The following is an 18,863-nucleotide window of genomic DNA, read 5'->3' on the forward strand; positions in this document are numbered from 1 at the left end:
CGGTTACTCCAGACGGATTCATGAAAGATGATTGCGTACAGGGTTTGTAGCAACAGCCCCTTTGCGCTTCAAACCAAATGTCTTTTAACCCTCCAGTCAGAGGCTGAAAAACCGAGTCTTTCTTATCAAAAGCTTAAAAAAACAGGTGTTTGCCGGCAAAAGTGTGACACAAAAACCACACTGAGGCTCAAAAAGCACAGTTTTTATATCACAGCCCTTGCACCTCAAAATCCTGTGATGGTACAAATCCTCACGTTGATTACGGGCACAAAGCCCAACTAAGACCTCTTTGGAGATAAACAATGAAAAAAGTTCTGCTCGCGAGCTCTGCTCTCGTTGCTTCTGTTGCAGTCACTGCACCTGCAGCAGCTGGTGAAGTTACATGGAATGCCTTCACACACTTCTTCGCTTCTTCTTCCTACGAAGAGTCCGGCGCTGATGCTGAGTCCGACATCCAGGATTTCAACACAAACTCTGAAATCCACCTGAAATTCGAAGACACTGCTGACAACGGCCTGACTTACGGTTTCAAAATCGAGCTGGAAGCTGACCAGAACGCTACAGACAACGTTGATGAAAACTACATCTTCCTGTCCGGCGACTGGGGTCGTGTAGAACTGGGTGACAACGACGGTGCTGCTGACCAGCTCGACGTTGTTGGTACATCCGGTTTCACATACGGTATGCTGAACAACTCCACTGGCGGTACTTTCAACGCTGATGGTGTCTCCACGAACCGTAGCACACGTACAGCTGCTAACCTGGATGACTCCAGTGATGACACAAAAATCACTTACCTGACACCATCCTTCTCCGGTTTCACAGCTGGTATCTCCTACGCTCCAGAATCCAACACTGGTAACTCAGTTGCTGATTCTGCTGGTGGCGAAGATCACTTCGAAGTTGGCCTGAACTACTCTGGCGACTTCGACGGTTTCGGTCTGACTGCTGCGATCACTGCTAACCACGAAGAAATCAACGAAGACGACGACCAAACTGGCGTTCAAGCTGGTGTTGAAGTTTCTGTTGCTGGTTTCACTGTTGGTCTGGCTGGTGCTCACATCGACAACGACAACACTGGTGAAACAGACACTGTAAACTTCGGTGTTTCTTACTCTGCTGGTGCTTGGACTGTTGCTGGTGGTGCTCTGTACTCTGAATTCGATGCTGATGCAGCGAACTCCGACGAAGAGCTGACAGCTGTTACTGCTGGTGTTTCTTACAACATCGCACCTGGCCTGACTGCTTCCCTGGGCGGCACATACGGCGAGAACGAAGTTGACAACTCCGACGACCGTGAGTTCAACACTGTTGTTGCTGGTATCCAAGTTAGCTTCTAATTCGCTGACGACAGATACTGTCATCTGATTGAAAGACCGATGCCGGGAAACTGGCATCGGTTTTTCTTTTGCGATTTTGATGAAAATGCACTAGGCATGTAGGCAAAGCTTTTCATCAAACTGGAACTGAAGCGAAAAATGTCTTTGAAACCTCTTTTTCTTCTTTCATTGTTGACCCTTATGGTCACAGCCTGCACCCCGGACAGAGGAACTCCGGACGCCTGGAAAGACGATACCGATGAACGGCTGGAGCGCACAGGCGGCTCTCTGCTCGGTTCCGGTGAAGAGGGCAACTTCATTTTCGGTGGTCCGGAAGAGAAAAACCAGGGCAGCGGTGCAGGTATTGGTGTCAACGCCTTCCTGTGGCGCGCTTCACTCGACACACTTTCCTTTATGCCCCTCAATTCTGCAGATCCTTTCGGTGGCGTTATCATCACAGACTGGTACAGCGAACCGGACAATCCCCGTGAGCGCTTCAAGGTCAATATCTTTATTCTGGGACGTGATCTGCGTTCCGATGGTGTGCGTGCTGCAGTCTTCCGCCAACGTCTGACGCAGGCCGGATGGGTTGACGCCCGCGTGTCTGATGAAACAGCATCCGAGCTGGAAGATGCCATTCTGACACGCGCCCGTGAAATCCGGATTGCCGGTGCCACCGAATAACCGGTTTCCTGCTGACCATTTTTTGACGACAAACACCCGCGTCAGGCCTTTTCCCCTGAGCGCGGGTGTTCTATAAAAACGTCTGAATCATTTGTTTCCCTTTGCCTTTCTGCCAGCCGAAACTGCAGGACATTTACGCAAAAGAAAGTCTGTTTGTGCCCATGAGCCGCTACAACGCCAAAGAAACCGAAGTCAAATGGCAATCCCTCTGGTCAGAGCGTGATGTTTTCGCCACCCAAACCGATAAAAGCAAACCCAAATACTACGTCCTGGAAATGTTCCCCTACCCTTCCGGGCGTATCCATATGGGCCATGTTCGCAACTATACGATTGGTGATGTGATTGCCCGTTACAAAAGGGCAAGAGGCTTCAATGTCATTCACCCGATGGGCTGGGATGCCTTTGGCCTGCCTGCAGAAAATGCAGCAATCGAGCGCGGCGTTCATCCGGGCAAATGGACTTACGAAAACATTGCCATCATGCGCGACCAGCTGAAATCCATGGGCCTGTCCATCGACTGGTCTCGTGAAGTCGCAACCTGCCACCCACAGTATTACCGTCATGAACAGAAGATGTTCCTGGAATTCCTGAAGGCCGGACTGGTTGAGCGCAAGGAATCCTGGGTCAACTGGGACCCTGTGGACAACACCGTCCTGGCCAATGAACAGGTTGTTGACGGAAAAGGCTGGCGTTCCGGCGCTGATGTGGAAAAACGCAAGCTGAGTCAATGGTTCCTCAAGATCACAGACTTTGCCGATGACCTTCTGGATGGCCTGAAAACTCTTGAGCGCTGGCCTGAAAAGGTCCGCACCATGCAGAACAACTGGATTGGTCGTTCCGAAGGTGCACGGGTTTTCTTCAAGATCAGGGACGAAGACCATCGCCCTGCCGGTCACGATACCCTCGAGGTTTATACGACACGGCCGGATACACTTTTCGGTGCCTCCTTCTGCGCGATTGCAGCCAACCACCCGCTGACCGATGCACTCAGTGCAAGCAATCCGGAGCTTCAGGATTTTATTGCTGAATGCAACAAGATGGGAACCAGTGAGGAGGCCATCGAGAAAGCTGAAAAACTGGGCTTCAATACAGGACTCAAGGTTACACACCCCTTTGATGAAACCATTGAGCTGCCCGTCTATGTCGCCAACTTTGTCCTGATGGATTACGGCACTGGCGCGATCTTTGGCTGCCCGTCCGGGGACCAGCGGGATCTGGACTTTGCCCGCAAGTATGATCTGAACGTCATTCCGGTGGTTCTTCCCGCCGGTGAAGAAGCAGAAAGCTTCACAATCGAAAACGAAGCTTTTACCGGCGATGGTACACTGTTCAATTCCCGCTTCCTTGACGGACTGGATGTCGATGCGGGGAAACGCAAGGCCATCGAAAAGCTGGAAGAACTGGGACAAGGCAAGGGTACAGTCCAGTTCCGCCTGCGTGACTGGGGTGTATCCCGTCAGCGTTACTGGGGTTGCCCTATTCCGGTCATCCACTGTGAATCCTGCGGAGCGGTTCCCGTTCCGGACGAACAGCTTCCTGTAGAACTGCCCGAAGATGTCACCTTCGACAAGCCCGGGAACCCGCTGGATCATCATCCGACATGGAAAAATGTCGAGTGCCCATCCTGTGGCAAACCGGCGCGCAGGGAAACCGATACCTTCGATACCTTTATGGAATCCTCCTGGTATTTTGCACGCTACTGTTCTCCTCGTTCCGATCAGCCGTTCGAACGCGAGGATGTCGATTACTGGCTTCCGGTTGATCAATATATCGGTGGTATCGAACACGCCGTTCTGCACCTGCTCTATGCACGCTTCTATACGCGTGCCATGAAAAAAATCGGCCTGCTGAGTGTGGATGAACCCTTCAGGGGCCTCTTCACACAGGGTATGATCTGCCACGAAACCTATCAGGATTCACAAGGCAAATGGCTTTCCCCGGACCAGATTGAAAAAATTGACGGTCAGGACGGATACATCACCATTGATGGCGGTTCACCTGTCAAGGTCGGGCCATCCATCAAGATGTCCAAGTCAAAGAAGAACACAATCGATCCCGCCGACATTCTTCAGGCCTATGGTTCTGATACAGCCCGCTTCTTCATGCTCTCTGACAGTCCACCCGATCGTGACCTCGAATGGACAGAGTCCGGTATCGAAGGGGCCTGGCGCTTCACACAGCGCCTCTGGAGGCTTGTACAGACCTCTCTGGAGGCCTTGCCAGCAAAAGAGGCTTCTGCGCCTGCTGAGTTCTCTGAGGCCGCTACAGCGCTGCGTCGTACCCTTCACAAATCCATTGCCGGCATGACAGAGAATGTCGAAAGCTTCCGCTTCAATGCGGCAGTGGCCAAAATCTACGAGCTCACGAATTCTGTTTCCCAGTTCAAGCCGCAGTCGGACGCCGATCAGTGGGCCTTGCGTGAGTCCCTGGAAATCCTGGTCAGGCTCTGTGGCCCGATGATGCCTCATATCACAGAAGAACTCTGGCAACAGCTCGGCAACACAACACTTCTGGTCGATACATCCTGGCCGGAAGCTGACGAATCCCTGCTGGTCGACGACAGCCTGACCCTCCCGGTCCAGGTAAACGGCAAGCTTCGTGCAAACATTACTGTTGCAGCCAATGCGGATGAAAACGCAATTAAAACTGCCGCTCTGGCTGAACCAAATGTGCAACGGGCCATGGATGGCAAGGACATTCGCAAATTCATTCTGGTGAAAAACAGAATTGTGAATATTGTGGTCTAGTAGACAAACCTCAAACAAGGCTGGAGGCCTTTTATGAAAGCAAATTTATTTTTCACAGGAACAGAAATTCTTCTGAAGTCCGTGAAGGCCTCCTGCGCTCTGATTTGGAACAAAAGGTTCCATGCCCTTCTGGTCACTGTCCTCATGCTGTCCGGATGCGGCTTCAGGCCGCTCTATCAAAAGCAGAGCGGGCAGGAACAAACTGTTGTGGGTGATTTCCAGACAGTTCAGATTGCCCCGTTAAGCGGCCGTGAAGGGCAAATTCTGCACAACTTCCTCAGGGACAGGATCAATCCTTACGGACAGCCTTCCTCCCCCCGCTATCTCCTTCAGGTTGACGTGACCGAAAGCGAAAGTTCAGTCTCGACGCGTTCTGATGGTACATCCTCACGATCCAACCAGCAAATCGTCGCCACTTACAATCTGATTGATCTGGCAGCAGGCAAGAGCGTTTTCATAAATGAATCCCGTTCAACCAACTCGTTTGATTCCTTTACAAACGAATACTCGACCCTGGTATCGGAAGAAACAGCCAGAAGCAGAAACCTGTCTGTCATTGCCGATGACATTCGCCTGAAACTGGGTATCTTCTTCTCCCGGCAGAACTGATTATGAAAATCCCCGCCGGAAAAGCTGACAACTTCTGCAGATCACCGGACAAGGGGATGAGAGCTGTCCTCGTCTATGGTCCAGACGAAGGACTCGTTCAGGAACGTGTTCAGGCACTCATGGCTTCTGTTGTGGATGATCTCAAGGACCCCTTCCTTGTTGCCGATCTGGAAGCAGACGCCATCAAAAAGGATCCGGCCCTGTTGTCCGACGAAGTGCAGGCTGTCTCCATGATGGGAGGACGTCGTGTCATCCGGATTCGTTCCGCTGGCGATATGATAAACGATGTCATGCAGGATTTCCTGAAAACCGGGACATCATCAGATCAGGATGCTTTCGTCGTTCTTGAAGGAGGAGATCTCCCCGGACGCTCGAAACTGAGAAAACTTCTGGAAAACGAAAAACAGGCTGCAGCAGTTCCCTGTTATCGGGATGATGAACGATCGCTGCCAAATGTCATTTCTCAAATCATTGAATCAGAAGGTTTTTTTCTGGATCGTGACGCTCTCGCCTATCTCGTTGGCAGTCTTGGTGGTGATCGACAGCAAACGCGACGAGAATTGCTGAAGCTTTGCCTCTACAAAGGCTCACCCGGTGGCTCTGAGAAACCAACCATAACACTGGAAGACGCCACAGCCTGCATCGGGGACAGTTCCCTGCTGACACTGGACAATCTTTCCAGAGCTGTCGCTGAAGGAAATTTCAAGTCTCTCGAAACCAATCTGAACAAAGCCTGGCAGGACGGACAGAACCCCATCCCTGTATTGAGGACTGTCGCCCGTTACTTTCAGCGACTTCATTTCGTATCCGGTCTGGTTTCCAATGGCAAACCCATGGATCAGGCTGTCGGCTCCCTGCGGCCTCCTCTCTTCTGGAAAGAGGCGAACCACTTCAAACAGCAGGCCCAGGTCTGGACACCCCGCCTGCTTGATTTTGCCTTGTCCCATCTGCTCAAGGCTGAAGAGGAATGCAAGAAGACAGGTTCGCCGGCAGACGTCATCTGCGCGCGCACACTCATGGAAATTACGTCGAGGTCTCCATTAAGGCGCGGTGCGAAACGCTGACACAAAAAGAGCGGGGTTTTCCCCGCTCTTTTTACCTTCCGTGTCCGGCCTTATTGCTGATTCAGACGATGCAGGAGATCATCCAGCTGCTCAAGAGAATCATACTTGATGCTTAGAACACCGCCCTTGCCTTCAAAATCAATGTTCACCTGCAATCCCAGCATTGAAGAAAGGTCCTTTTCCAGAGACAGAGTGTCCTGATCCTTGTTTCCGGAAACTGTAATTCCCGGGGCCGCTTTTTTGATCTTGTTTCCGGCGTCTGTGTTCGCGTTCTGCGCTTTTCCCCAGGCCTTTACAAGCTTTTCCGTTTCACGCACAGAAAGGCCCTTGCCGATGACCTGGGACATGATTTCAGTTGGGTCCTCTGCCGTTACCAGAGCCCGGGCGTGCCCCATGGACAAACGGCCCTCGTTCACTTCATGCTGAACCTCTTCCGGAAGATTCAGCAAACGCAGCATGTTTGCAATATGGCTTCGACTCTTGCCGATAACCTTGGCCACTTCATCCTGCGTATGACCAAACTCATCCATCAGTCGCCGATAGCTGACAGCTTCTTCAATGGCTGTCAGATCCTGCCGTTGAACATTTTCAACAATGGCAACCTGCAGGACTTCTTCGTCCGAAAATTCCCGGATAACAACAGGAACGTCACGCAGTCCTGCACGCTGTGAAGCTCTCCAGCGGCGTTCCCCTGCGACAATTTCATAGTCGGATGGGCGTTCAGGATGACGGCGAACAACCAGGGGCTGGAGAAGCCCGGATTCACGGATGGAGCTTGTCAAAGCCTCAAGGGCTTCTTCCTCAAAAATCCGGCGTGGCTGTTTCTCGTTGGGGAAAATCTCGTCCAGCGGAACATTTTTGGTCGTTCTCACCTTGTCCAGGGATGCATAGTCCTCGTTCTCGTCACCAAAGAGTGCAGCGAGGCCCTTGCCGAGATTCTTCTTCTTTTCCACCACGGTGTTTCTCCGCTTTTATGGCTCTCTTCCCTGGTAACACAATTGGAAAAGAGCTTTTAAATCAATTTATTAATGAAAACACTGCTCAGGCAGCTGTTTCTTTGGCCAGATCCTGTTCCTGGCGAATGATTTCACCGGCAAGCTTGATATAGGCCTTGGAGCCAGCGCAGTTTACATCGTAAAGCAAAACCGGCTTTCCGTGAGACGGCGCTTCGGAAACCTTAACGTTTCGCGGAATCATGGTTTTGTATACCTTGTCCCCGAGGAACTCCCTCACGTCGGAAGCCACCATTTCGCAAAGATTGTTTCTGCGATCAAACATGGTGAGAATAATTCCCTGAATATCCAGGCGGGAATTCAGTCCCCTCTTCACGCGATCAATGGTTCTCAGCAAGTGACTCAAACCTTCCAGCGCATAGAACTCTGCCTGCAGGGGAACCAGAACGGAATCAGCTGCGACAAAGGCATTCAAGGTTAAAAGTCCCAAGGCCGGTGGGCAGTCGATCAGGATATAGTCAAAGTCTCCCAGAACCGGTTCCAGAGCACGAGACAATCGGAACTCCCTCTGAGGAGCATCAACCAGTTCGAGCTCGGCACCGGACAATTCAACTCCGGAACCGATCACCCGCATTCTGGGGACATCCGTTTTGAGAATGGTGTCCTCGATCTCGATTCCCCCAACCAGAACCTGATAGATACTGCGGGATCGATCATTGCTGTCAACACCAAGACCTGTTGAGGCATTGCCCTGGGGATCAAGATCAATCACCAGAACCTTCTTTTTACAGGCTGCCAGAGCCGTTGCAAGATTGACGGCCGTTGTTGTTTTGCCAACACCGCCCTTCTGATTTGCGACAGCCCAGACTTTGGCTTTTTTGGTGTGGGAAGAAGATTTGGAAGAACGGTTTGTCTGCGACACAGTCGTTATCCTTGGCGTTATCCTTGGAGACGAATGGAGAGGACAGAGGCCTCGGGGTCAGTCACGCTTGCATTTTTTTCTGCAACTATATTCCATGTCTTTTGCGCCAAGGTCAATTCTTCTTCCGCTGTTCGACCCTTCAAAAGCAAAAATTCTGTTTCACGTGAAACATTGGAAAAGGCTTTTCCAAGTTCCAGAATAACGTTCAAGGGAGCAAAGGCACGTGCCGTTACATAATCGACAGCAAAAGGTTCGACCTTTTCAATTCGTTTGTTGTGAACAATCAGGTTGCATTCTGTTTCACGTGAAACTTCTCTGAGGAATGTGGCCTTTCGAGTGTCTGATTCAATCGCGTGAACAGTCCCTACTCCGAGTATCGCCATGATCAGTGACGGGAAACCAGCCCCGCTTCCGAAATCGACAACTGTTTTTTTCTCCTCGACAGAATCAGTCAGATCCAGTCTGTAGTTTTTCGCAGAAAAATGATTCATATGAAACAGGACCTGGGCAGAGTCGAGAAAATGACGTTCCCAAATCTGATCCTGGGTAGAACGACTGACAAGATTGATGGCCCTATTCCATTTGAGAAGAAGATCATGATAGTGATTCAACTTGTCCAGTGTTTCACGTGAAACAGAAAAGTGATTCAAAAAAAGATCACGATCATGCAACATCGGTATTCTTTCTTTTAATAAAGCGAAGTAGGGCAACAAGCGCTGCTGGTGTTACTCCCGAAATGCGTCCGGCTGCTCCAAGGGTTTCCGGACGTGCAGCCTGAAGCTTTTGTTGAACTTCATTGGAAAGAGAAGGAACAGTGGAATAATCAAGATCAATCGGAAGCAACAGGCCTTCATCTTTCCTGAAAGCTTTGATGTCAGCTTCCTGCCTTTCAAGATAACCGGCGTAGAGACCATCAATTTCAATCTGTTCTCTGGTTTCTGAATCAATATCCCTCAATTCAGGCCAAAGGGAAGACAGATTATCAAAGGAAATATTCGGATAACGGAGCAGTTCAAAGGCAGATCGACGTTGCCCGTCCTGATTGACAGACAGTCCGCTTTTCGAGAGTTCGTTCGGTGTTGCCGAGAAGGATGCCATCAGCGCCCTGCCCTGCTTCAGCCTGTTTATCTTTGCCTTGAAGCTCTCTTCTCTTACAGAGCCAACACAGCCGATCTCAAGCCCCTGTTCTGTCAGGCGCTGATCCGCATTGTCTGCTCGCAAGCGCAGACGATATTCAGCACGGCTGGTAAACATCCGGTAAGGCTCGGTCACCCCCAGAGAGGTCAGATCATCCATCATGACACCGATGTAGGCATCAGCGCGATCCAGAACAAAATCACGATCTGATCCGGAGGCCTTCAAGGCAGCATTGACGCCTGCCATCAGGCCCTGCGCCCCGGCCTCTTCATAGCCCGTGGTCCCGTTGATCTGTCCTGCCAGATAAAGCCCCGGGAGTTTCAGTGTCTCAAGTGTCGGGCGCAGTTCACGTGGATCAATATAGTCATACTCAATGGCATAGCCATGTTGAAGGATCCTGCAATTCTCAAGACCCTCAATGGATTTCAAAAAGGCTTCCTGAACATCCAGAGGCAAGGACGTCGAAATCCCGTTGGGATAGACATTGATGTCATCCAGCCCCTCGGGCTCGAGGAAGATCTGGTGACGGTCCCGCTCGGCAAAACGCACCACCTTGTCTTCAATTGAAGGACAATAGCGGGGACCCGTCCCATCAATCTGCCCCGAATACATGGGAGAACGCGCAATGTTGTCAGCTATGATCTGGTGCGTCGTCGGGTTCGTGTAGGTGATATGACAGGAAATCTGGGGAACGGTAATTTTCGAAGTCAGCGTCGAGAAAGGTTCAGGGATCTCGTCACCCGGTTGTTCCTCAAGTTTGCTGTAGTCGATGGAGTTCCTGTCCAGGCGCGCCGGCGTTCCTGTTTTCAGACGACCCAGCTCAAATCCGAAGCGCTCCAAGGTATCAGAAAGCCCCAATGAGGGTGCCTCCCCTGCACGTCCCGCCGGGATTTTGGTTTCCCCAATATGAATCAGTCCCCTCAGGAAAGTCCCCGTGGTCAAAACCACAGCACCGGCACGAAGTGCGTGTCCGCTTCCGGTCACCAGACCTTCACAGCGATTTTGCGCAGAAAGAATCAAATCCTCTGCGGCTTCAGGAACAACAAAGAGATTGCCCTGTTCGGCAACCAGTTCCTGTACCGCTTTCCTGTAGAGTTTTCTGTCCGCCTGAGCCCGCGGCCCCCTGACAGCAGGCCCCTTGCTTCTGTTCAGCATCCGGAACTGAATTCCGCCCCGGTCAATAGCCCGCCCCATCAATCCGTCCAGGGCATCAATCTCCTTGACCAGATGCCCTTTGCCCAACCCGCCAATCGCGGGATTACAGGACATAACACCGATCGTATCAACAGAGTGTGTCACAAGTGCTGTTCTGGCACCCATTCGCGCTGCTGCAGCTGCGGCCTCTGTTCCGGCATGGCCACCGCCGACAACAAGAACATCCCAGCTTTGACGGGAAGCCTCTTGCGCTGAGAGTGGCTGAATAAAGTTGAACTGTTCCAGTTCTTCCATCTCATCCTCCTGCCTGAAAAGGCAGTTCCAATCCTGACTCAATGATTTGAACGAACAATGTTTTCTGGCCTGATAGAGGGTACGGATAGCAGAAAAAGTCTGTTCGTCTGGAAGTCTGTCGCCAAATCCTGTTGCTTCAATCAACTCAAATTCCTCGTGAGGGAACGGTGGCGACGCCTTGACGGGTTTCTTATACGATTTTTGATTTTCGGAAAAGACCTAAGATTCCCGCCCCCGTCTTCCCTGCTTTCTGTCGTGACTCTATCGCCCCGCAGACTTTTCCTGACAGAAACAAAAAACCGGCTCTGAACAATCAAAGCCGGTTTCGGACTGTTCTGTTGAAAAGGACTATTCCTTGTCAAAAGCCTCACGGATTTTCTGGTCCGTCTTGTACTGGGACAAAGCATAGACAGACCAGATTGCTGCCGGGATCCAGCCAATCAGGGTAATCTGCAAGAGCAGGCAGATAATTCCTGCAATTGGGCGTCCAATTGTAAAAAACTGAAGCCAGGGAATAAGAATAGCCAAAAGAAGTCGCATTGAAGAATCCTGTCTGCTGATCAGATTTGGGGGACAAGCCTTAATAAGCCTGATTCACAGTGTAGCAGAGTTTCTTCAAAAAAGAATCTTTCAATTTTTTACAGACATCCGGACCCGCTTCTTCCGGGTATCTCTTTCAAAAAATCATGTTTCACGTGAAACAAACTTCCCAAAGGTTTTGTTTTAAAAGATTTTTCACAGGCTATTTTCCGAGACAGAAGTCCCTGAAGATCACATCAAGCAGATCATCCACATCAACACGCCCCGTGATTCTTCCCAGGGAACGAACAGCCAGTCGGACATCCTCCGCCACAAGTTCAGGCAGATCCCCAGCCGCAAGAGCCCGGCTCAGCGATCCCTGTGCTTCCCGGAGTGCAACCCTGTGCCGTTCACGCGTCAGTGCCGCGCCTCCACTGGACACACCCATTTTCTCAGTGACCCAGCCTTCGAGCCTTTCAAGAAATCCGTCCACCCCTTGACCGTTTGAAACAGACAGAACGAAGATCCGGTCGCCTTCCCGCCGCTCGGAAAAGGCCTCGACTGCCTCTTTCAGCTTTTCGGCATGACTGCTCGCATCAAGCTTGTTCAGAACAATCAGAGCCGCGCTGTCAGACACCAGCTCAAGTGTCTCCTGATCAAGAAAAGCGTTCAGAGAACCGGCATCAGGAGTCCAGGAAGAAACATCAAAAACAGCAACTTTGAGATCAGAGGAATCAGCACGCGCACGCGCGCGTTTCATGCCTTCAAGCTCAATACCGTCGCCTTCCCTGCCTGCCAGATCACGCAAACCGGCAGTGTCCGCCAGTGTCACCGGATAGCCTGCAATGTTGAGGTGCGTCTCGATAACATCCCGCGTGGTTCCCGCGACATCCGAAACAATGGCAACATCACGCCGGGCCAGCAGGTTCAACAGAGAAGACTTCCCTGCATTGGGTGGTCCGACAATGGCAAGATTGAAACCGTCTCTCAAGCGTTCACCACGATGCCCGTCGTTCAAATGGTCCAGCATTTCACGGGACAGTTCTGTCAGTGTTTCACGGGCCTGATCCGAAATCCCCTCTTCGAGTTCCTCGTCAGGAAAATCGATATCGGCTTCCAGATGCGCCAAAGCCCGGACAAGACGGTCCTTCCAGCCTTCGACCAGACGCGACAGTTCCCCGTCCATCTGCCTGAGTGCCTGTTCGCGCTGTGCCTCTGTTTCCGCAGCGATCAAATCGGCCAGTCCCTCGACTTCAGCCAGATCAAGCTTGTCATTGTCAAAGGCCCGTCTGGTAAACTCGCCCGGCTCTGCAGGCCTGACACCCTTAAACCCTGACAGAGCTGCCAGAACACCGTCCACAACTGCGCGGCCGCCATGAAGATGCAACTCGAGGACATCCTCACCGGTAAAACTGGCCGGAGCCGAAAAGAAAAGGCAAAGAGCCTGATCAAGAAGGCTGTCGCTTTCAGGATCCCGTAACGATGCCAGCGAAGCAGTTCTTGGAACAAGAGGCCGTCTCACCATGCCTTCAATCACAGCTGCACACTGTGGGCCTGATATGCGAACAACAGCAACACCTGCCTGTCCCGGTGCTGTCGCCAAAGCAAAGATCGTTTGATTCATCATGGGGTTTCCAACACAGAAAACTTGTTTTTCATTCCCTGATCCAGTCTATCAAAAAGAGAATGAAAAACACGATATAGCCGATTAAAGCTGCAAAAGCCTCTTTTTCAAGGCAAAATATCCTTGAAAGAGTCCTGACGCAAAAGCAAATCTCAAAGCAGACAAAGCCTGGGAACAAAGATCAAAAATGGTTCAAGCCCAAAACAGACTTTCCAAGGAAAGCAGCCCCTATCTGAAACAGCATGAAACCAACCCTGTGGATTGGTATCCCTGGGGCGAGGAAGCTTTTGAACAGGCCAGAAAGGAGAAAAAACCCGTTCTGCTTTCTGTCGGCTATGCTGCCTGTCACTGGTGCCATGTCATGGCACATGAGTCCTTTGAGGACAAAAAGACCGCGACACTGATGAACGAGCTTTTCATCAACATCAAGGTTGACCGTGAGGAACGCCCCGATGTGGACTCACTCTATCAGGCCGCTCTTTCCGGCCTTGGGCAACAGGGGGGCTGGCCGCTAACCATGTTCCTCACACCGGATGGTGATCCCTTCTGGGGCGGAACCTACTTTCCACCAGAAGACAGAATGGGGCGTCCCGGCTTCAAATCCATTCTGAAAACACTAGCCGAAACCTACGACCAGGATAAAACGCGTGTCCAGACCAACATTGATGGCCTCAACGCCATCCTGAACAAAAAGTATCAAAACCGGAAAGGCCAGCTGATCCATCCCAACGTGCTGACAGAGGCAGCAACACGCCTGAACGAGCACATGGACGGCTTTTACGGTGGAATTGGTGAAGCACCGAAGTTTCCCAATGTCCCCCTGCTCCAGTTTCTGTGGCGCTGCTGGAAACGGACCGGAGACCAGAGCTACTTCCGCGCCGTTGACCTTTCCCTGCTGCGGATGTGTCAGGGCGGAATCTATGATCACATCGGGGGCGGTTTTGCCCGCTACACCGTTGACCGCCACTGGCTCATTCCGCATTTCGAGAAGATGCTCTATGACAACGCCCTGATGATCGAGCTTCTGACCGAAGTCTGGCAGGATACAAAAAATCCCGTCTATGAGGCCCGCATCCGTGAAACGATCGACTGGCTGCAGCGGGAGATGATGGCATTGAAATATCAGCCATCAGAAGAGGTTCAAATGTCCTGTGACGCAGACTTTCTGATGCGTTCAAATCTCTTTGCCGCCAGTCAGGATGCCGACAGCGAAGGCGAGGAAGGCAAATACTATATCTGGGACGAGGCCGAAATTGACAAAATCCTCGGACGTCAGAGTCATCTCTTCAAGGAAGTTTACAACATCAGCACCAGGGGAAACTGGGAAGGAAAGAATATCCTGAACCGTTCCCACAATCCCAAGCCAAGGTCCGGTGAAGACGAACAGAGTCTGGCGGAAATGCGGGAAGTTCTGCTGGCACATCGCATGAACAGGGTCAAACCCGGCTGGGATGACAAGGTTCTGGCCGACTGGAATTGCATGATGATCCACAGTCTTGCCCAGGCCTCACAGGTCTTTGCCGAAGACGGCTGGCTCATCATGGCCAAGGAGGCCTTTTCCGATCTCAACGATCTCATCCTCAAAAATGGTGATCTTTTCCACTCCTGGCGTCGTGATCGCTTCAGCGCCCCGGCCCTGCTTGACGACTTTGCCTGGCTGGCCCGTTCAGCCCTGACCCTTTACGAAGTCACCGGGGAACAGTCCTATCTGCTCATTGCTGAAAAACTGGCCGACCGGGTTGAAGAGCTCTTTGTTGATGAGGTTTCCGGAGGATACTTCCAAACGCCAAGGTTCGATGCGGAGAGCACACAGAAAACATCCCTGCCCCATCGGGTGAAAACAGCAGACGATGCCGCTGTACCAAGTGGAAATGCGGTCATGCTCGGTCTGCTGACAAGGCTCTACTACCTCACCGGAAACAAGGATTTTGCCGTTCGCTCCGACAGACTGGAAGAAGCCTTCGCAGGAAACCTCTTTGAAAACTTCTATCCCCTTTGCGGATTTATGAGTCAGATCGAATACAGGCGCGACCCCATTCAAATCCTGATTATCGGATACAAGGCCGATCCCAAAACCCAGGAAATGATCCGGCAGGTCTGCAGCTACAGCATTCCGAACAAGACCCTGCAGGTCATAGAGCCCGACATGCTGGAAAAAGAACTCCCCGGAACACACCCTGCCTACGGGCGATCCCAGAAGGATGGAAAAACCACAGCCTATCTCTGCAGAAACCAGACCTGTTCCGCACCACTGACACAGGCGCTTGCCCTTGGGAACAGCCTCAAACTCATGACCGGTTTGCAACGGCAAAACCAGCAATAACCCCCAACAGGAATTCAAGATGACAAAAGCAATTCGCATTTATGAAACAGGCGGCCCCGAAGTTCTCCGTTTCGAGGACGTCGATGTTCCCACACCTGCCCCGAATGAAGTCCGCATCAAAAACACAGCGATCGGTCTGAACTTCATCGACACCTATTTCCGCTCCGGTCTTTACAAGGTCCCCCAACTCCCGCAGACACTCGGCATGGAAGGCGCCGGCGTTGTCCTGGAGGTTGGTTCGGAAGTCACTGACATCAGCGAAGGCGACCGTGTGGCCTATGCAGCAGCGCCCATGGGATCCTACTCCCAGGAACGCGTCATGCTCGCAGAAAAGGTTGTCAAAATCCCTGATTCCATCAGTGATGAAACCGCAGCAGCCATGATGCTCCAGGGGATGACAACAGAATATCTGATCAGACGCTGCTACTGTGTTGAACCGGGCGACGTGGTCCTGCTTCACGCGGCAGCCGGCGGCGTTGGCTCCATTGCAGCCCAGTGGCTCCGTGAACTCGGTGCGACAACAATCGGCACCGCCGGATCGGACGAAAAATGTGAACGTGCGCGCGATCTTGGTTGTCACCATGTCATCAACTACAGAACAGAGAACTTTGTAGAACGTGTCAGGGACATCACTGACGGCAAAGGGGTTAACGTCGTTTATGATGCCGTCGGCAAGGACGTTTTCCTGCCTTCTCTGGACTGTTTGAAGACCCGTGGCACCATGGTGACCTTCGGGAATGCTTCCGGCGCTGTGGAACCAATTGAGCCGCTTTTGCTCAGCAACAAGGGTGGTTTGTTCCTCACCCGCCCCATTCTGGCGCATTACACAGGCACCAGACAGGAACTGCTGCTGTCTGCCAAAAGCCTCTTCAACGTTGTGGAAAGCGGTGCGGTCAAGGTTGACATCAACCAGCGCTACGAACTGAAGGATACAGCCCGGGCACACAGGGATCTGGAAGCCCGCAAAACAACGGGCTCCACAATCATCCTGCCCTAGTCAGACATCTGCACAGGCGAACAGATTGCAATGAGGAAACCGTTGGGGTCACTGACATAGGATGTTGTCTGACCCCATTCTTCATCCCTGACGTCCTGTTCCAGCCTGGCACCGGCCTTCAGAGCCCTCGCCAGAGCCGCTTTGACATCATCTGTTTCAAGGGAGATTTCAAAAACCGGGTTTTTCGGATTGTGCTCAAGCGTCGGCTTGCCAAGTGATGTCATCAGCTCCCGTGATGAAAAGGACAGCGTGACAGCCCCGGTATCCAGTTCTCCGTAATCTTCTGATTCATGAAGAAATCCCCTGCTCAACCCAAAGGCCCTTTCATAAAACGCCAGGGTTTCCGGAACAGAATCAACATAAAATATTGTATAGCGAAAGCGCATTTCCCTGTCCTTTTTCCTGAAAGAAACACACCATGACAAAAGAGCCGCTTCAATGTTTGAAGCGGCTCTTTCTTTTCTGTCAGACTACCTTGATGTGTCCCAGTGCTGAGTCAGTATGGTCTGTACCCCGGGGACATCCGCACTTGATCCAACATCTTCCTGTCCCTGATCAGATGCAAAACTGGACATCGCTGAAACAAGCTGGTCCACGCTGTTCTGCATCAGGACCGCCCCGTCAGAAGTTCTGATATCCGCAACAGCACGGTCATAGGTGCTGTCATACCAGTCTTCGACCGTGACCGTCGCATCACTGTCCAGAACCTTGATCAGGAGATCATCGCCAGCTTTCTCGAACCAGAGCTGATCATGACGAACACCATTGTCAAAGAGAATGGTATCTTCATCACTCCCCGATGTTGCCTGCCTCTGAATCGTATCCTGCCCGGAAGCAGTGTCGAAAATATAGGTATCTTCTCCTGCGTCACCTGAAAGTTGATCATTTCCTGCACCACCGATGAGAAGATCATCGCCGGAACCGCCCTGCAATGTATCAGTTCCCGCCGTACCAAAGACAATATCTGCACCATCGGAGACGCCTGCACTGGAAACATTCACAACCGAAACATTGAATTCCGAGCCATCCTCGAAGCGGAAGGTCTCGATACGATCCTTTTCCTCTGTCCAGTTCTTCAGACGAATGCGATCACTCAGAGCCTCAAAGGCCGCATCTGCATTGATGGGGTCCTTCAGCGCAACAACCAGATCAGAACCATCCTGACGGATCAGGATGTCTGCAGCCGTGATACCCGCACCAAAGGCAAGAACATCACTGCCGCCATCACCATGAACCTCACGCGTTGCTGTCCGATAGGCTGTGTAGGCCTCTCGGTGTGTCCGTGTACCCTTCTTGTCATCCTGACCATAGGTATAGGTCGAGGTCCAGGTCCGATAGGCTGTATAGGCCTCCTGATAGTCTTCGCTGTAACGGTGCTCGTCGTGCACAAGATCACTGCCATCACCGCGGCCAAAGACATAAACATCATCACCGGAACCACCGTAAAGCTCGTCAGACCCGGCATTCCCGATCAGACGGTCATTGTCAGCCTCGCCATAAAGACGGTCATTGTCCGCTCCACCAGACAGCGTGTCAGCACCCGCACCACCATGCAGAACATCCTCACCGCCATCGCCAAAGACAATGTCTGCACCGGAACCGGCATGAACCGTATCAGCGCCGCCAAGGGCAACAATACGATCACTGACATCTGTTCCCGTAATCGTATCCGCAGAGTCTGTGCCCGAGGTATAGGCAACAACTGACAGATCAGAACCGTCTGACAACGCAAAGCTCACCTTCTGTGCATCAGAACTGAAATAGCCCTCAACCGTAATCCGGCCATCCTGTGGCAAACGCGCAATCAGATCATCACCAATCCGCACAAAAACCACATCGTCTGCTGCAATACCGGCGCCCAGCTCAACCCTGCCAGCCACATCAGTGTTGCGGATCACATCCTGACCATCACCAAGCGCATAGACGTAGGTGTCTGTTCCCGAGCCACCAATCAGCGTGTCGTTCCCCGTACCGCCGATCAGACGGTCATCACCCGCCCCGGCATCAAGGGTATCATCGCCTGCTCCACCGGACAGCGTATCCGCCTCTGAACCCGTGGTCGCGGTGTCATTCCCCGCACCAAGATCAGCATCAACGGCCGTCTCGCTCCACGTCAGAACATCAGCACCGGCTGTGCCAACAGCACTGACAATGCCACTGACTGTCAGCTCGGAACCATCCTCAAAGCGGAAGGTCTCGATACGATCCTTTTCCTCTGTCCAGTTCTTCAGACGAATGCGATCACTCAGAGCCTCAAAGGCCGCATCTGCATTGGAAGGATCCTTCAACGCAACAACCAGATCAGCACCATCCTGACGAACCAGAATATCCGCAGCCGTAATACCTGCACCAAAGGCAAGAACGTCACTGCCGCCATCACCATGAACCTCACGCGTTGCTGTCCGATAGGCTGTGTAGGCCTCTCGGTGTGTCCGTGTACCCTTCTTGTCATCCTGACCATAGGTATAGGTCGAGGTCCAGGTCCGATAGGCTGTATAGGCCTCCTGATAGTCTTC

At 52.0% G+C, this 18,863-nt stretch carries 15 protein-coding genes; 7 read left to right on the forward strand and 8 right to left on the reverse strand.

Going from position 1 to position 18,863, the window contains the following annotated elements:
- The first annotated feature begins 302 nt into the window (after positions 1-302).
- From AAAH10_RS05330 to holA, 5 genes are all read left to right on the forward strand, one after another.
- Positions 303-1,340 (forward strand): porin, encoded by a 1,038-nt coding sequence (locus AAAH10_RS05330; RefSeq protein WP_343561268.1) that lies wholly within the window; start codon positions 303-305, stop codon positions 1,338-1,340.
- 138 nt (positions 1,341-1,478) lie between these two features.
- Positions 1,479-2,003, forward strand: coding sequence for a DUF3576 domain-containing protein (locus AAAH10_RS05335; protein WP_343561270.1), 525 nt, complete (start codon positions 1,479-1,481; stop codon positions 2,001-2,003).
- A 161-nt stretch (positions 2,004-2,164) separates the two neighbouring features.
- A complete protein-coding gene (gene leuS / locus AAAH10_RS05340) occupies positions 2,165-4,750 on the forward strand; it encodes a leucine--tRNA ligase (RefSeq protein ID WP_343561272.1) in 2,586 nt (861 codons plus the stop codon).
- 33 nt (positions 4,751-4,783) lie between these two features.
- On the forward strand, positions 4,784-5,359 hold the full coding sequence (locus tag AAAH10_RS05345; protein WP_343561274.1) for a hypothetical protein: 576 nt from the start codon (positions 4,784-4,786) through the stop codon (positions 5,357-5,359).
- A gap of 56 nt (positions 5,360-5,415) precedes the next feature.
- Positions 5,416-6,423: a DNA polymerase III subunit delta gene (gene holA, locus AAAH10_RS05350; RefSeq protein ID WP_343561276.1), complete on the forward strand. Its 1,008-nt coding sequence runs from the start codon at positions 5,416-5,418 to the stop codon at positions 6,421-6,423.
- A gap of 50 nt (positions 6,424-6,473) precedes the next feature.
- On the opposite strand, the gene AAAH10_RS05355 is transcribed toward holA, so the two are convergent.
- The 6 genes from AAAH10_RS05355 to mnmE all read right to left on the reverse strand — a co-directional run bounded on the left by AAAH10_RS05355 (position 6,474) and on the right by mnmE (position 13,030).
- Positions 6,474-7,376 (reverse strand): ParB/RepB/Spo0J family partition protein, encoded by a 903-nt coding sequence (locus AAAH10_RS05355; RefSeq protein WP_343561278.1) that lies wholly within the window; start codon positions 7,374-7,376, stop codon positions 6,474-6,476.
- Between the two features lie 88 nt (positions 7,377-7,464).
- Positions 7,465-8,298, reverse strand: coding sequence for a ParA family protein (locus tag AAAH10_RS05360; protein ID WP_343561280.1), 834 nt, complete (start codon positions 8,296-8,298; stop codon positions 7,465-7,467).
- Between the two features lie 17 nt (positions 8,299-8,315).
- Positions 8,316-8,972, reverse strand: coding sequence for a 16S rRNA (guanine(527)-N(7))-methyltransferase RsmG (rsmG, locus tag AAAH10_RS05365; protein WP_343561282.1), 657 nt, complete (start codon positions 8,970-8,972; stop codon positions 8,316-8,318).
- Positions 8,962-10,884 (reverse strand): tRNA uridine-5-carboxymethylaminomethyl(34) synthesis enzyme MnmG, encoded by a 1,923-nt coding sequence (gene mnmG, locus AAAH10_RS05370; protein ID WP_343561284.1) that lies wholly within the window; start codon positions 10,882-10,884, stop codon positions 8,962-8,964. Before mnmG ends, rsmG begins: the two co-directional genes overlap by 11 nt.
- Positions 10,885-11,232: 348 nt before the next feature.
- Entirely contained in the window at positions 11,233-11,424 is a 192-nt protein-coding gene (locus AAAH10_RS05375; RefSeq protein ID WP_343561286.1) for a YqaE/Pmp3 family membrane protein, read from the reverse strand.
- Between the two features lie 202 nt (positions 11,425-11,626).
- Entirely contained in the window at positions 11,627-13,030 is a 1,404-nt protein-coding gene (mnmE, locus tag AAAH10_RS05380; protein WP_343561288.1) for a tRNA uridine-5-carboxymethylaminomethyl(34) synthesis GTPase MnmE, read from the reverse strand.
- Positions 13,031-13,214: 184 nt separating this feature from the next.
- On the opposite strand from mnmE, the gene AAAH10_RS05385 reads away from it, so the two are divergent.
- A complete protein-coding gene (locus tag AAAH10_RS05385; protein ID WP_343561291.1) occupies positions 13,215-15,350 on the forward strand; it encodes a thioredoxin domain-containing protein in 2,136 nt (711 codons plus the stop codon).
- A 19-nt stretch (positions 15,351-15,369) separates the two neighbouring features.
- Complete coding sequence (locus tag AAAH10_RS05390; protein ID WP_343561293.1) at positions 15,370-16,347, forward strand: quinone oxidoreductase family protein; 978 nt, start codon at positions 15,370-15,372, stop codon at positions 16,345-16,347.
- Here AAAH10_RS05390 and AAAH10_RS05395 read toward each other — a convergent pair.
- Both AAAH10_RS05395 and AAAH10_RS05400 read right to left on the reverse strand, forming a co-directional pair.
- Positions 16,344-16,733, reverse strand: a complete 390-nt coding sequence (locus tag AAAH10_RS05395) for a VOC family protein (protein ID WP_343561295.1) — start codon at positions 16,731-16,733, stop codon at positions 16,344-16,346. The two genes, AAAH10_RS05390 and AAAH10_RS05395, sit on opposite strands and share 4 nt — an antisense overlap.
- A gap of 84 nt (positions 16,734-16,817) precedes the next feature.
- Positions 16,818-18,863: calcium-binding protein (locus AAAH10_RS05400; RefSeq protein ID WP_343561297.1), on the reverse strand; the 2,046-nt coding region annotated here is incomplete at its 5' end.

The sequence above is a fragment of the Carbonatibacter coralli genome, assembly GCF_039592655.1.
In the GTDB taxonomy this organism is placed as follows: domain Bacteria; phylum Pseudomonadota; class Alphaproteobacteria; order Kiloniellales; family Kiloniellaceae; genus Carbonatibacter; species Carbonatibacter coralli.

Excerpts from the sequence above, each read along its gene's own strand:
- holA (WP_343561276.1), top strand. The coding sequence starts at position 5,416 with ATGAGAGCTGTCCTCGTCTATGGTCCAGACGAAGGACTCGTTCAGGAA.
- mnmE (WP_343561288.1), bottom strand. The coding sequence starts at position 13,030 with ATGATGAATCAAACGATCTTTGCTTTGGCGACAGCACCGGGACAGGCA.
- rsmG (WP_343561282.1), bottom strand. The coding sequence starts at position 8,972 with ATGTTGCATGATCGTGATCTTTTTTTGAATCACTTTTCTGTTTCACGT.
- AAAH10_RS05395 (WP_343561295.1), bottom strand. The coding sequence starts at position 16,733 with ATGCGCTTTCGCTATACAATATTTTATGTTGATTCTGTTCCGGAAACC.
- AAAH10_RS05375 (WP_343561286.1), bottom strand. The coding sequence starts at position 11,424 with ATGCGACTTCTTTTGGCTATTCTTATTCCCTGGCTTCAGTTTTTTACA.
- AAAH10_RS05385 (WP_343561291.1), top strand. The coding sequence starts at position 13,215 with ATGGTTCAAGCCCAAAACAGACTTTCCAAGGAAAGCAGCCCCTATCTG.
- AAAH10_RS05345 (WP_343561274.1), top strand. The coding sequence starts at position 4,784 with ATGAAAGCAAATTTATTTTTCACAGGAACAGAAATTCTTCTGAAGTCC.
- AAAH10_RS05335 (WP_343561270.1), top strand. The coding sequence starts at position 1,479 with ATGTCTTTGAAACCTCTTTTTCTTCTTTCATTGTTGACCCTTATGGTC.
- AAAH10_RS05390 (WP_343561293.1), top strand. The coding sequence starts at position 15,370 with ATGACAAAAGCAATTCGCATTTATGAAACAGGCGGCCCCGAAGTTCTC.
- mnmG (WP_343561284.1), bottom strand. The coding sequence starts at position 10,884 with ATGGAAGAACTGGAACAGTTCAACTTTATTCAGCCACTCTCAGCGCAA.
- leuS (WP_343561272.1), top strand. The coding sequence starts at position 2,165 with ATGAGCCGCTACAACGCCAAAGAAACCGAAGTCAAATGGCAATCCCTC.
- AAAH10_RS05330 (WP_343561268.1), top strand. The coding sequence starts at position 303 with ATGAAAAAAGTTCTGCTCGCGAGCTCTGCTCTCGTTGCTTCTGTTGCA.